We start from the raw sequence: 13,028 nt of genomic DNA, 5'->3' as shown, positions 1-13,028 counted from the left end.
CTTTTCGACGTTTGCGGACGGTGGGGTCGCGTGTTTACGGTTCTGGACCGCTCACCTACCTGTCCCACCCACCCCAAGGACGCATTCACGATGAAGCAGTCTGCTGTCAAGACTCTCGGTGTCGCCGCTCTCGGCGCCGCATTCGCCGCCGTCGGCGCGGGTGCCGCGAACGCCGCCCCGGCCGTGCCGGACGCCTCCGGGGCGCTGGACACCGTCACCAGGACGCTGCCCGCCGAGAACGTCGCCGCGATGCTGCCCGGTGCCGGTCAGACGCTCACCCAGGGCCAGAGCGCGCTCGGCTCGGGCGTGGCCGCCGCCAAGCCCGCCGCCACGCGACTGCTCGCCGACGGGCCGGCCGCGCCCGTGGCCGGACTGCTCGGGGGTCTGCCGCTCCAGGGTCTGCCCACGCACGGCCTGCCGGTCAACGGGATCCCGCTGGGCTGACACGCGCCCGCCGGCGTTCCCCGGCGGACGGAGAGCCCCCTGCCTGTCCGAGCCCGGGGCCTTCCGGCCGTACGGGGACCGGTTCGCGCGTGGTCCGGCCGCACCCGCTCCCGGCCGTACGAACGCCGGTGGGGCGCACCCTTCTCGGGTGCGCCCCACCGGCGTTCGCCGTGTGCGTGCGCTCGTCCTGCGGCCGCCGCCGGGTGTCGCCCCGGGTCACCAGGCGCCGCGGGCGACCTTGTCCTCGGACGGGAAGAGGATCCACAGCGCTATGTAGAGCAGGAACTGCGGGCCGGGCAGCAGACAGGACAGCAGGAAGACGACGCGCATCGTCGTCGCCGAGGTGCCGAAGCGCCGTGCCAGCGCAGCACAGACTCCGCCGATCATGCGGCCGTTCGTGGGGCGGGCAAGGGCGGTCATGGTGGCTCCTTCGCGAACCGTCGTCGAGCGCCGGCGGGGCCGGCTGCCTCGTTCTCATCGGTGCCTTCACCGATGTCCTCAACGCTACGAGGACGACGTGCGCGAAACCTCGCTCCAGGGAGCGATCCCGACCCTGGGAATCGTCGGGGTCCTACCCTGAGCGTGGTCCTCCGGGAGGACGGCCGCACGGCGCCGCGTCTCGGCCCTGCGGCGGAGCCGGGCCCGGGCGGCGGGCACGATCGCCAGGTGCGCGAGGGCCACGCCGACGGTGTTCAGGATGATCGAGTCGATGTCCACGACCTGGCCGGGCACCCCGGTCTGGAGCAGCTCTATGCCCAGCGACAGCAGCACGCCCGCCGCGGTCGTGCGCAGCAGCGAGCCGAGCGGGGAGACACAGAGCCTGCCGCCCGCCAGCGGGAGCAGCGCACCGAGCGGGGCGAGCAGGCCGAGACCCGCGGCGATACGCCGGGCCGCCACCGCGGGGCCCAGCGCGAGATCGGCTCTGATGCCCGCGAAGGGCCGCAGATTGGCGGCGCTGACCCAGGGGACGTCCAGTGGACGCAGCGTGATCCAGGCGACGAGCGCCAGATGTGCGACGAGGAGGACACCTCCTGCCACACGGACGCGGGTGACGGCGCTGCCGTCCTCTGAACCATGACGCTGCACGCCCCCCAAGACGCGGGCTCCGGCACGATCGGTTCCGTTGCGCTGGTTTTCGGCCCCGCAGCGTTACGAACCCCGGACCGCCGTGGACGTCGGTGCCTTGTCCCCCGGGGCGGCACGCGTCTCCGGCGTGCACTCGTAACTGCGCAGGCCGGCGGGGGCGGGACCGCCCAGGACGACACTGCCGTCGTCCCGCGCCGCGGCCGAGTCCGAGAAGGTGCAGACGATCTGGCCGAGGGCCGTCGAGGTCAGGTCCTGCGGCGGGGTGCTCAGCCGGAGCGTGTCCTCGGGGTCCCCGACGCGAGGTCCGCTGACCGTCATGCCCCCGCGTACGTCCGTCGTGTACCCGGCCTGCTCCTCGGGCGTCGCCGGGGCCTCGGCGAGCTCGTCCAGCAGTGCCTGGGCCACCAGGACCCGGCGCGCCGCCTCCGCCGTGCCGTCCGCGATGCGCACCGACCGGTCGACCGTCACCAGCTGCTCCGAGCAGAGCAGGAAGACCTGGACCGGGACCCCGTGCGAGGACTGGGTGGTGATGTCGGGGCCGGAGAGCGCGCAGGGCACCCGCGAGGGCGCCGGACCGAAGTCGGTGGGCACCTGCGTGGGACGGATGCCGCACCCCGAGAGCAGCGCGGCGAGCAGCGGAACGGCCAGCCAGGGCAGCACCCTTCGGCGGGAGGAGGGGCCTGTTCCCGGGCCGGTGGGGTGTGCGGTGGTCATCCGGCGGTGCCTTCCGTGCCGTTCCCTGGCGCGGAGCCGTCACGGCCCCGCGGGTCGTCGGTGAGCAGTTCCGACGCGCCCTGGGGCAGGCGCAGCGTGAACACGGCCCCGCCCTCGGGAGAGTTCGCCGCGGTGATCTCGCCGCCGTGGATGTGCGCGTTCTCCAGGGCGATGGACAGACCGAGTCCGCTGCCCTCGGACCGCGGGCGGGACGCGCTGGCCTTGTAGAACCGGTCGAAGACGTGCGGCAGGACGTCCTCCGGGATGCCGGGGCCGTGGTCGCGCACCTCGATGACCAGTTCCTCGCCCACCACCCGCACCGACACCCGCACTGGTGAACCACCGTGCTTGAGCGCGTTGCCGATCAGGTTCGCCAGGATCACGTCGAGGCGGCGCGGGTCGAGCCGGGCCGTCATGCCGCGCTCGGCGTCCAGTTCGACGGCGTCCAGCCAGGCCCGCGCGTCGATGCACGCGGTGATCTGGTCCGTGATGTCCACGTCGTCGAGGATGAGCCGGGCGGTGCCCGCGTCGAAGCGGGTCACCTCCATCAGGTTCTCGACGAGGTCGCCCAGACGCCGGGTCTCGCTGACGACCAGCCGGACGGCCGGCTCGATCATCGGGTCGACGCTGCCGGTCTGCGCGTCCAGTTCCTCTTCGAGGATCTCCGTGACGGCGGTGATCGCGGTGAGCGGTGTCCGCAGTTCGTGGGACATGTCGGCGACGAAGCGGCGGGACGCCTCGTCCCGCGCGCTCATGTCCGCGACCCGTTTCTCCAGCGCCTCCGCCGTCCGGTTGAACGTCCGTGACAGATCGGCGAGTTCGTCCGTGCCGGAGACCCGCAGCCGGGTGTCCAGCTTGCCCTCGCCGAGCCGGCGCGCCGCGATGCCGAGGCGGTGGACCGGCTTGAGGACCGTGGTCGCGGCCGCCTGGGCGAGCAGCGCCGAGCCGATCAGCGCCAGCCCCGTCGCGATACCGAGCGACCAGGCCAGGGAGTTGAGGTCCTTGGCCTCCGGCTCCAGGGACTTGAGCATGTAGCCGGTCGTGCTGCCGTCGATCACGCGGGCCCCGCCCACCAGATACGACTTGTCGTGCTCGGTGATCCGCTGCCAGTACAGGTGGTACGCGGACTGGTTGGCCGAGGTCAACGGCTGCTGCCTGTTCACCGCGTTCCGCAGGGACTTGGGCACGTCCTCCAGCGTGAACGTGTCCAGCTCGGAGTTACCGGTGATCATCTTGCCGTCGACGTCCTCGGCGGTCAGCAGCACGCTGAAGCGCTGGCTGCTGTTCGCCATCTGCCCGGCCGTGCGCTGGAGTTCGTCCTGCGCCGGGTGCACGGGCAGCATGCTCGCGTGGTTGCGCATCTCCTGCTGGAAGTCACGCAGCACCGCGTCCTGGGTGCGCGTCAGCACGGCCTCGCGGTTGAGCCAGTACGCGATGCCCGAGGCGGACACCGCGGCGGTGAGCGCCACGAGGCCGAACACCACGACCAGGCGCAGCCGGAGACTGGTGAAGCGCAGACCGGACAGCAACGCCTTGCGCGCCGCGGCCCAGCCGCGGAGCTTGTCCTGCGGTTTGGTCACTGAGGGTTGTCCAGCCGATAGCCGACGCCGCGCACGGTACGGATCAGGGTGGGCGAGGACGGCACGTCCTCCACCTTGGCGCGCAGCCGCTGCACACAGGCGTCGACCAGGCGTGAGTCGCCCAGGTAGTCGTGCTCCCACACCAGACGCAGCAACTGCTGCCGGGACAGGGCCTGTCCGGGCCTGCGGCTCAGCTCCAGGAGCAACCGCAGCTCGGTGGGCGTCAGTTGCAGATCCTCACCGTTCTTCGTGACCGTCATCGCGGCACGGTCGATGACCAGCGAGCCGAACGAGGCCGAGTCGTTCGCCTCCCGCTCGCCGCGGCGCAGCACGGCACGGATCCGGGCGTCGAGCACCCGGCCCTGCACCGGCTTGACGACGTAGTCGTCGGCGCCGGACTCCAGTCCGACCACGACGTCGATGTCGTCACTGCGCGCGGTCAGCAGAATGATCGGCAGCTGGTCGGTGCGCCGGATGCGCCGGCACACCTCGAAACCGTCGATGCCGGGCAGCATCACATCCAGCACGATCAGATCCGGTCGCTGCTCGCGCAGCAGCTTCAGACCGTCCTCGCCGGTGGCAGCGGTGGCCACCCGGTGACCCTGGCGCGTCAAAGAGAGCTCCAGGGCCGTCCGGATGGCGTCGTCGTCCTCGATCAGCAACAGGGAAGGCACGAACGTCATTCTGGCCCATGTCAGGCCCGGGTATCGACTGTTGGAGCGCTCCCACTCGCCTCCCGGGCACATCGGGGGCCTTCCTGGGCGGCGGCCGGGGCCCGAGGAGCCGTCTGCGTAGTCGTACCGCTCTTCTCTGTGATCGCGCTGTGCCGCGCCCGTGGATGACCCCTGTGACAGGTCTGTGACAGTCGGCGGACACGGCCATGAAGTGGGCCCGGCAAGCTTCTCGGCACAAGGCAGGACGCACGACGGAACGAACCGAAGGTCCGGGACTCCACGACGGGGGGCGCGAGATGAACACGCTGCACAGCACCAGCACTAGCGCAGTTGTCACGCGGCTCCACGACGTCAACCGGACGGCGGAGAAGTCCGGTGTCGTGAGCCAGCGGGGGTGCGCTCGTGGCACCGGGCGTCAGCACACCGCGTACATGACGGTGGTTGACGGTTTCACGGGGGAGAACACCACGGCGCAGGCCGCCGTGGGCGCGACGGGGGGGAAGGCTCACGGGGGAGCCGCGTACGGGGAGGGCTCGGGGGAGCGTCGTCCCGGGACGGTGAGCGGAGAGGCCGAAGCGGCCTTCACCGCCTACGTCCAGGAACGCCGCGCCTCCCTGTACGCAACCGCCTACCACCTGACCGGTGACCGCTTCGAGGCCGAGGACCTGCTCCAGAGCGCGCTGTTCTCGACGTACCGGGCCTGGGACCGGATCAGTGACAAGGCCGCGGTCGGGGGCTACCTCCGCCGCACCATGACCAATCTGCACATCAGCGCGTGGCGCCGCCGCAAGCTGAACGAGTACCCGACCGAGGAGCTGCCGGAGACGCCCGGTGACACGGACGCGATGCGCGGCACCGAGCTGCGCGCGGTCCTGTGGCAGGCGCTCGCCCGGCTGCCCGAACTCCAGCGCACGATGCTGGTCCTGCGGTACTACGAGGGCCGCACCGACCCGGAGATCGCGGAGATCCTCGGCATCAGTGTCGGCACGGTGAAGTCGAGCATCTGGCGGTCGCTCCGCCGGATGCGCGAGGACGAGGTCCTCAGCTTCGGCCGTGACGAGGAGGAGTCCTTCGGGGAGCTCGTCGCCTGAGGGAACGGGGGCCGGCTCCGGGGGGAGCCGGTGAAGGGGATGTCGGTTCCGGGGGGAGCCGACACCGAGGTCACGGGGAAACGGGTCACGGGGTACTGACCGTGTCACGGGGGACCACGGGGGAAACAGAAGAAGGTCCAGGCGGTCGGGGGTCCGCTTGGACCTTCTTTCTGTTGCCGGGGGTCACGCGGCCGTCGTGGGGGCGGACGCCCGCCCCGCGGCCGAGGCCGCCGTCAGCCGGCCGAGCGCCTCGTCCCGGTCGCACGGGTGAGCGCCGAGGGCCGCCTGGCGCGCCACGATGGAACGCTCCGAGCGCATCAGCCGCCAGCCGCGCCGCAGCAGGAAGGGCACCGACTTGCGGCCCTCCCTCAGGTCCCGCACGAACCGGCGCCGGAACGTGGTGACCGCGCCCCGGGACAGGCACAACGCGTCCGCGAGCAGGCCGAGTTCGCGGCAGCGTCCGACGATCTCGGCGGCGAAGATCCCCTCCGCGATGAACAGCGGCGCCCCGTCGATGCCGAGGGCCTCGGCCCCGGTGCGGGCGCTCAGGGAGATGTCGTAGACGGGGACGGTCGTACGTCCCGTACGGCACAGTTCCTCGATCGCGGCGACGGCGGTGTCCGCGTCCCACGACCTCGGGTGGTCCCAGTCGATGTCCTCGCTGCCCTCGACCTGGGGCAGCGTCGGGTCCGTGGCCTCTTTGTAGAAGTCGTCGAGGCGCAGCACGGGGAGTCCCGAGGCGGCGGCGAGAAGGGACTTCCCGGAGCCGGAGGGACCGCAGAGCAGCACCACGCGGGCGGGTATCGGGAGAGGGGAACCCAAGGGTCTGCACCTTCTGTGACAGGTCCGGCGGACCGCGCGTCGGCGCGGTCCCCCCTCATTATCCCCGGCTCCGCCGCGGGTGAGGACGGATGCCGGGCGGATGTGACGAGTGGCGCTGATATGCCTGTTGCCCCGCAGGGGCGAATCCGCCGCGGAGATCGCCCGGCGGCGATCCGGGTCAACTACTCTGCGTGTCGCACCCATCGCACTCCGCTCCACTTCCCCGTTCTTCAACCACCGCTAGCCGAAGAGGAAAACACCTGATGGCGCGACACGCAGCCCAGCGGAAGACCCTGGCCCGTACGACCGTGCGGATCGCCGCGACGGTCGCCGTGGCCGCCGCCGGCGCGGCCGCGGCGACCCCGGCCTTCGCGGAGTCGGCCCCCGCCCCGCACGCCCTGCCCGCCCCGCTCGGCCACACCGACGCGCTGGCGGGACTGTCGGCGCTGAACGGGACCGTGGGGTATGTCACGGGGCCCGTGGAGGGCCTCAAGCCCAACCCGCTGGCCGGCACCGGTGTGGACCCGCTCGACAACGGCGTGGTCACCCAGCTCGCGGACTTCAGGCCGCTGTCCTCGAAGGCGCTCACCGGGCCGGTGGCGGAGGCACAGTCGATCGGCGGGATTCCGGTGCTCGGCCAGGTGACCGGGCTCCTGCACTGAACCTCGCGCACGGGCCCTCTGCGGCCCCCGGACACGCGAGAGCCGCGCTCCCCCTGGACGGAGGGGAAGCGCGGCTCTCTCGTGCGCGGGGCCCCGGGGACACGGATCGGGGCCCCGACATCTCGGCGCGTCGCCGGGCGGCGGCGCGGGTGACTCAGTAGGAGGAGCCCGAGGCGCCCAGGGAGCCCGTCGGGTGCCAGACCGTCTTCGTCTCCAGGAAGGCCGTCAGACGCCCGGTCCCGGGAGTCCGCGCGTAATCCACAGCCTGTGGACGGACGACGCGCTTCAGATTGTCCGCAGCCGCGATCTCCAGCTCCTTCGCCAGCGCCTCGTCGGCGCCGGCCAGGTCGATCGCGTTGACGTCCTGGTGCGCGGCCAGCGGGGCCGCGATCTCCGCGGTCCGGCCGGACAGGATGTTCACCACACCGCCGGGCACGTCGGAGGTGGCCAGCACCTCACCCAGCGACAGCGCCGGGAGCGGGGCCTTCTCGCTGGCGATCACGATCACCGTGTTGCCGGTGGCGATCACCGGGGCGATCACGGACACCAGACCGAGGAACGACGACTCCTGCGGGGCCAGCACCGTGACGACACCGGTCGGCTCCGGGGAGGACAGGTTGAAGAACGGGCCCGCGACCGGGTTGCCGCCGCCCACGACCTGGGCGATCTTGTCGGTCCAGCCCGCGTACCAGACCCAGCGGTCGATCGCCGCGTCGACGACGGCCGCCGCCTTCGCCTTCGACAGACCCTCCGCGTCGGCCACCTCGCGGACGAACTGCTCCTTGCGGCCCTCCAGCATCTCGGCGACGCGGTACAGGACCTGCCCGCGGTTGTACGCCGTCGCGCCGGACCAGCCGCCGAAAGCCTTGCGCGCCGCGACGACCGCGTCACGGGCGTCCTTGCGGCTCGACTGCGGGGCGTTCGCCAGCCACTTGCCCTTGGAGTCGCTCACCTCGTACACCCGGCCGCTCTCGGAACGCGGGAACTTGCCGCCCACGTACAGCTTGTAGGTCTTGAAGACGCTCAGACGCTGCTGCTCGGACTTCTCGGCTGCACTCATTTATCGCTCGCCCTCCGGGCTAGACGGGGCGAGGTACGCCTCCAGACCGTGACGGCCGCCCTCGCGGCCGAAGCCCGACTCCTTGTACCCGCCGAAGGGCGAGGTCGGGTCGAACTTGTTGAACGTGTTGGACCAGACGACACCCGCGCGGAGCTTGTTCGCCACGGCGAGGATGCGGGAGCCCTTCTCGCTCCAGATGCCCGCCGAGAGGCCGTACGGGGAGTTGTTGGCCTTGGCGACCGCCTCGTCCGGGGTGCGGAACGTGAGGACGGACAGCACGGGACCGAAGATCTCGTCCCGGGCGATGGTGTGCGCCTGGGTGACGTTCGTGAAGAGCGTCGGGGCGAACCAGTAGCCGGAGGAGGGGAGTTCGCAGGCCGGGGACCAGCGCTCGGCGCCCTCCGCCTCACCCTGCTCGACGAGCGAGGTGATACGGGAGAGCTGCTCGGCGGAGTTGATCGCGCCGATGTCCGTGTTCTTGTCGAGCGGGTCGCCCAGACGCAGCGTCGACAGACGGCGCTTGAGCGAGTCGAGCAGCTCGTCGTGGATCGACTCCTGGACCAGCAGCCGCGACCCCGCGCAGCAGACCTGGCCCTGGTTGAAGAAGATGCCGCTGACGATGCCCTCGACGGCCTGGTCGATCGGGGCGTCGTCGAAGACGATGTTCGCGCCCTTGCCGCCCAGTTCGAGGGTGACCTTCTTGTGCGAACCCGCGACCTGCCGGGCGATCGCCTTGCCGACGGCGGTGGAGCCGGTGAAGGCCACCTTGTCCACGTCCGGGTGCTCGACCAGGGCCGCGCCCGCGTCCCCGTACCCGGGAAGGATGTTGACGACACCCCTGGGCAGGCCCGCCTGGCGGCAGATGTCCGCGAAGAACAGCGCCGTCAGGGGCGTGGTCTCGGCGGGCTTCAGGACGACCGTGTTGCCGGTCGCCAGCGCCGGGGCGATCTTCCACGCCAGCATCAGCAGCGGGAAGTTCCACGGGATGACCTGGCCGGCGACACCCAGCGGACGCGGGTTCGCGCCGAAGCCGGCGTGGTCGAGCTTGTCGGCCCAGCCCGCGTAGTAGAAGAAGTGCGCGGCGACCAGCGGGAGGTCGGCGTCGCGGGTCTCCTTGATCGGCTTGCCGTTGTCCAGCGTCTCCAGGACCGCCAGCTCGCGGCTGCGCTCCTGGATGATCCGCGCGATGCGGAACAGGTACTTGGCGCGCTCGGAGCCCGGCAGCGCGGACCACTTCACGAAGGCCTTGCGGGCCGCCTTCACCGCGCGGTCGACGTCCGCCTCGCCCGCCTGGGCGATCTCGGAGAGGACCTCCTCGGTGGAGGGGGAGACGGTCTTGAAGACCTTGCCCTCGGCGGCCTCGGTGAACTCACCGTCGATGAACAGGCCGTACGAGGGGGCGATGTCGACGACGGAGCGGGACTCGGGCGCCGGTGCGTATTCGAATGCGGAAGCCATGATGGATCAGTCCACCGTCACGTAGTCGGGGCCGGAGTAGCGGCCGGTGGCCAGCTTCTGACGCTGCATCAGCAGGTCGTTCAGGAGCGAGGACGCGCCGAAGCGGAACCAGTGGTTGTCCAGCCAGTCCGCGCCCGCGGTCTCGTTCACCAGGACCAGGAACTTGATGGCGTCCTTGGTGGTGCGGATGCCGCCGGCCGGCTTCACGCCGACCTGCACGCCGGTCTGGGCGCGGAAGTCGCGGACGGCCTCCAGCATCAGCAGCGTGTTCGAGGGCGTCGCGTTCACGGCCACCTTGCCGGTGGAGGTCTTGATGAAGTCGGCCCCGGCCAGCATGCCGAGCCAGCTCGCGCGCCGGATGTTGTCGTACGTCGACAGCTCGCCGGTCTCGAAGATGACCTTCAGGCGGGCGGCGCCCGAGGCCTCCTTCACGGCGACGATCTCGTCGTACACCTTCAAGTATCTGCCCGCGAGGAACGCCCCGCGGTCGATGACCATGTCGATCTCGTCGGCGCCCGCGGCGACGGCGTCGCGCACGTCGGCCAGCTTCACGTCGAGCGCGGCGCGGCCGGCCGGGAACGCGGTCGCGACCGAGGCGACCTTCACCCCGGAGCCGGCGACGGCCTCCTTCGCGACGGCCACCATGTCGGGATAGACGCAGACCGCCGCCGTGGTGGGCGCCGTGCGGTCGGTCGGGTCCGGGAGGGCCGCCTTGGCGCCGAGCGCCCGGACCTTGCCCGGGGTGTCCGCGCCTTCCAGCGTCGTCAGGTCGACCATCGAGATGGCGAGGTCGATGGCGTACGCCTTCGCGGTGGTCTTGATGGAACGGGTGCCGAGCGAGGCGGCGCGCGCCTCCAGGCCGACCGTGTCGACGCCGGGCAGCCCGTGGAGGAAGCGGCGCAGCGTGCTGTCGGACGCGGTTACGTCGCCGAGTGCGTTTGCAGCAGGTGCAGAGGTGGGCATGGTCACCAGACGAGCATATCTACGCGCGTAGCGGCTGTACAGCCCCGGTGGTGAGCGAGGGATTTCTGGCCCGGGCGGGTCGGCACACTCCCTCCGGAGCCGGCCCTTCCCGGACCCCGGAGCTTCCCGTGCCCCCGGCCCACGACCTTCTCTCGCCCCCTCCGCCCCTACCCGACCCACCCCTGGGGCTCCGCCCCAGACCCCGCTCCTCAATCGCCGGAGGGGCTGGATTTTTGCCTCCGGCATTTGAGATGGCGGGCTGAAGGGGCTGGATTTTTGCCCCCGGCACTTGGAATGGCGGGCCGGAGGGACTGAATCTTTGCCTCCGGCATTTGAGATGGCGGGCCGGAGGGGCTGGATCGGCGCCTCCGGCACTGGGAATGGCGGGCCGGAGGGGCTGGATCGGCGCCTCCGGCACTGGGAATGGCGGGCCGGAGGGGTTGGATCGTTGCCTCCGGCACTGGGAACTCATGCCCGGGCCCAAGCCGTCGCCCTCCCGCACCCGGGATACAACGCGAGGGGCCGTGCCGGTACATCGATGCCCGTCGCCACCGACGCCCACTCCTCACCCGACGGCGACGGGCTGATGCACCGGCACGGCCCCGACCCACCCACCGGACCGAACCCACCCACCGGACCGCACCCGCACCCGCACCCGCTCAGCCGCCGGAGGCGCGTGCGTCGATCTGCCAGCAGGCCGCCGTGAACCGCACCTCCGCGTCGTGCACGAACGGTGCGAACGCGGCGCGGACCGCCGTGACCACCCGGCCCCGGGTCGCCGGGTCCGTCTCCCGCAGCGCGATCCCGACCGGCCCGAACCGGCTGAAGTACGGCACCAGCTCCGCCTCCGGCATCACGCACACCGCGTCGACCGGCCGCACCTTCACCCCCGCCCACCCGCTCTCCTCCAACAGCCCCCGCACCCTCCCCGCATCCGCCAGCGCGAACTGCCCCGGCGCGTCGGGCACACGCTTCGGCAGATCCGGCATGAGCGGCGCCGCCGCCCGCTCGGCCGTCGTCATGAACGGGTTCTCCGCGATGTCGCGCCACACGACGAACCGCAGCAAGGCGTCGTCCGTCGCGGCCCGCCGCAGCCGCGTGAAGGCCCGCACCGGGTCGGGGAAGAACATGACCCCGAAGCGGGAGACGACCGCGTCGAAGGCCGCGGACCCGAACACGTGGTCCTGCGCGTCGGCGCGGACGAACGACGCCCGCACACCCGCCCGCTCCGCACGGGCCCGCGCGGCCACCACCATCGGCTCCGAGACGTCCACGCCCACGCACCGGCCCCCGGGACCGAGCCGGCGCGCGAGGGCCACCGTCGTACCGCCCGTGCCACAGCCCACGTCGAGGACCCGGCCCCCCTGCCCGGCGGGAAGGGCGTCGACGATCAGTTCCTCCAGCGGCGCGAACAACGCGTCCACCAGGTCCCGGGACTCGACCCAGGCGTTCCCGGCCGGACCGTTCCAGCGTGCCGCCTGCCCGTTGCCCGCCGTGTCGTCGCCCACTGTGCGATCCGGTTCCATGACGCCTCCCGTGGGCCGCCCTCGTGACCCCTCGTGACCCTCATGCCCCCTACGGGCCCCTCCTGACCCGGACGCGGCCGAGGCGCCCGGGACGTGGGTGCCGTGCGGGGTTTCGCGACCATAGTGAGACCCCGCCGACCTCAAGCGCGCGGCACACGTCGTGCACAATCGGGACCATGACCACCCCCGACCACCAGTCACCCCTTCCGGACGCCTCGCGACCCGAGGCCAGGGACCGGATCTACCGGGCCCCCGCCGGTATCGCGGGCGGCGTCCTCCTGCTGCTCCTCGTGGGCTGGCTCGGCGGCGACGCGCTGATCTCCGGACACGGCCGCACCCCCTGGCTGGCGCTCGCCGGACTGATCCTCGCCGTTCCCGTGGTGATCGCCTTCACCCTGCGCCCCGCGGTCTACGCCAACGAGGACCGGCTCCGCGTCCGCAACCCGCTCCGCGTGATCGTGCTCCCCTGGAGCAAGGTCGCCTCGCTGCGTTCGCACTACTCGAACGAGGTGATCGACACCTCGGGCACGAAGTACCAGCTGTGGGCGGTCCCCGTGTCGCTGCGCGCCCGCAAGAAGGCGGCCAGGCAGCCGGTGGAGGGCAGGCCGGGCCGCGGCGGTGGCCGTCCTTCGTCCCTGGGTCTCGGGTCCGCCTTCGGCCGGGGCGCCGTCACCGACGCGCCGACCCGCCCCGAGACCGACCGGATCATGGACGACCTGCGTGAGCTGGCCGAGACCCGTGCCACCGCGGAGGGCGCGCAGGGCGAGGTCACGGTGCGCTGGGCGTACGAGGTCATCGGTCCCGCGCTCGCCGGCCTCGTCGTGCTGGTCATCCTGCTGGCGACCGGCTGACGCGTCCCTTCGCGGGCCCCGCCCCGCCTCGGCCGCGACCACCGTTCCCCCCACCCGGAGACGAAGCCGAGGGCCTTGAGTACAACCGCCCCCGTGG

14 protein-coding genes are annotated in these 13,028 nt (G+C 71.9%); 4 read left to right on the top strand and 10 right to left on the bottom strand.

The annotated features are described in order from the left end of the window. The first annotated feature begins 90 nt into the window (after positions 1-90). Positions 91-444 carry an ATP-binding protein gene (locus ACZ4AA_RS06355; protein ID WP_467596317.1) on the top strand — a complete coding sequence of 118 codons (354 nt, stop codon included), beginning with the start codon at positions 91-93 and terminating at the stop codon, positions 442-444. Between the two features lie 216 nt (positions 445-660). Here the strand turns inward: ACZ4AA_RS06355 and ACZ4AA_RS06350 are convergent, their stop codons facing one another. From ACZ4AA_RS06350 to afsQ1, 5 genes are all read right to left on the bottom strand, one after another. Beyond that, the gene (locus tag ACZ4AA_RS06350; protein WP_467596314.1) at positions 661-864 is read right to left on the bottom strand and encodes a PspC domain-containing protein; all 204 of its coding nucleotides are present in this window, start codon (positions 862-864) and stop codon (positions 661-663) included. An 84-nt stretch (positions 865-948) separates the two neighbouring features. After that, positions 949-1,530 carry a VanZ family protein gene (locus ACZ4AA_RS06345; protein ID WP_467596310.1) on the bottom strand — a complete coding sequence of 194 codons (582 nt, stop codon included), beginning with the start codon at positions 1,528-1,530 and terminating at the stop codon, positions 949-951. Positions 1,531-1,593: 63 nt separating this feature from the next. After that, the gene (locus ACZ4AA_RS06340; protein WP_467596307.1) at positions 1,594-2,244 is read right to left on the bottom strand and encodes a hypothetical protein; all 651 of its coding nucleotides are present in this window, start codon (positions 2,242-2,244) and stop codon (positions 1,594-1,596) included. Next, positions 2,241-3,824 carry an ATP-binding protein gene (locus tag ACZ4AA_RS06335; protein WP_467596304.1) on the bottom strand — a complete coding sequence of 528 codons (1,584 nt, stop codon included), beginning with the start codon at positions 3,822-3,824 and terminating at the stop codon, positions 2,241-2,243. The genes ACZ4AA_RS06340 and ACZ4AA_RS06335 overlap by 4 nt, the downstream gene beginning before the upstream one ends. Next, complete coding sequence (afsQ1, locus tag ACZ4AA_RS06330; protein WP_037625670.1) at positions 3,821-4,498, bottom strand: two-component system response regulator AfsQ1; 678 nt, start codon at positions 4,496-4,498, stop codon at positions 3,821-3,823. Before afsQ1 ends, ACZ4AA_RS06335 begins: the two co-directional genes overlap by 4 nt. Positions 4,499-4,794: 296 nt before the next feature. Here afsQ1 and ACZ4AA_RS06325 point away from each other — a divergent pair, with 296 nt between their 5' ends. Next, positions 4,795-5,589, top strand: coding sequence for a SigE family RNA polymerase sigma factor (locus ACZ4AA_RS06325; RefSeq protein ID WP_467596299.1), 795 nt, complete (start codon positions 4,795-4,797; stop codon positions 5,587-5,589). Between the two features lie 183 nt (positions 5,590-5,772). Here ACZ4AA_RS06325 and ACZ4AA_RS06320 read toward each other — a convergent pair whose 3' ends face one another. Then, positions 5,773-6,411, bottom strand: coding sequence for a uridine kinase family protein (locus tag ACZ4AA_RS06320; protein ID WP_467596295.1), 639 nt, complete (start codon positions 6,409-6,411; stop codon positions 5,773-5,775). 263 nt (positions 6,412-6,674) lie between these two features. Here ACZ4AA_RS06320 and ACZ4AA_RS06315 point away from each other — a divergent pair, with 263 nt between their 5' ends. Beyond that, the gene (locus ACZ4AA_RS06315; protein WP_467596290.1) at positions 6,675-7,073 is read left to right on the top strand and encodes a hypothetical protein; all 399 of its coding nucleotides are present in this window, start codon (positions 6,675-6,677) and stop codon (positions 7,071-7,073) included. A gap of 154 nt (positions 7,074-7,227) precedes the next feature. On the opposite strand, the gene ACZ4AA_RS06310 is transcribed toward ACZ4AA_RS06315, so the two are convergent. From ACZ4AA_RS06310 to ACZ4AA_RS06295, 4 genes are all read right to left on the bottom strand, one after another. Further along, positions 7,228-8,133: an aldehyde dehydrogenase family protein gene (locus ACZ4AA_RS06310; protein ID WP_467596286.1), complete on the bottom strand. Its 906-nt coding sequence runs from the start codon at positions 8,131-8,133 to the stop codon at positions 7,228-7,230. Next, positions 8,134-9,591 carry an aldehyde dehydrogenase family protein gene (locus tag ACZ4AA_RS06305; protein WP_467596283.1) on the bottom strand — a complete coding sequence of 486 codons (1,458 nt, stop codon included), beginning with the start codon at positions 9,589-9,591 and terminating at the stop codon, positions 8,134-8,136. It lies immediately after the preceding gene. 6 nt (positions 9,592-9,597) lie between these two features. Next, entirely contained in the window at positions 9,598-10,554 is a 957-nt protein-coding gene (deoC, locus tag ACZ4AA_RS06300) for a deoxyribose-phosphate aldolase (protein WP_467597073.1), read from the bottom strand. Between the two features lie 659 nt (positions 10,555-11,213). Further along, entirely contained in the window at positions 11,214-12,080 is an 867-nt protein-coding gene (locus ACZ4AA_RS06295; RefSeq protein WP_467596280.1) for a class I SAM-dependent methyltransferase, read from the bottom strand. A 176-nt stretch (positions 12,081-12,256) separates the two neighbouring features. Here ACZ4AA_RS06295 and ACZ4AA_RS06290 point away from each other — a divergent pair, with 176 nt between their 5' ends. Then, positions 12,257-12,931, top strand: coding sequence for a PH domain-containing protein (locus tag ACZ4AA_RS06290; RefSeq protein WP_467596277.1), 675 nt, complete (start codon positions 12,257-12,259; stop codon positions 12,929-12,931). Positions 12,932-13,028 lie beyond the last annotated feature (97 nt).

The sequence above is a fragment of the Streptomyces sp. NPDC024698 genome, assembly GCF_055559015.1.
The sequence above is the reverse complement of the archived record's forward strand: the minus strand, read 5'-3'. Positions and strand labels throughout refer to the sequence as shown.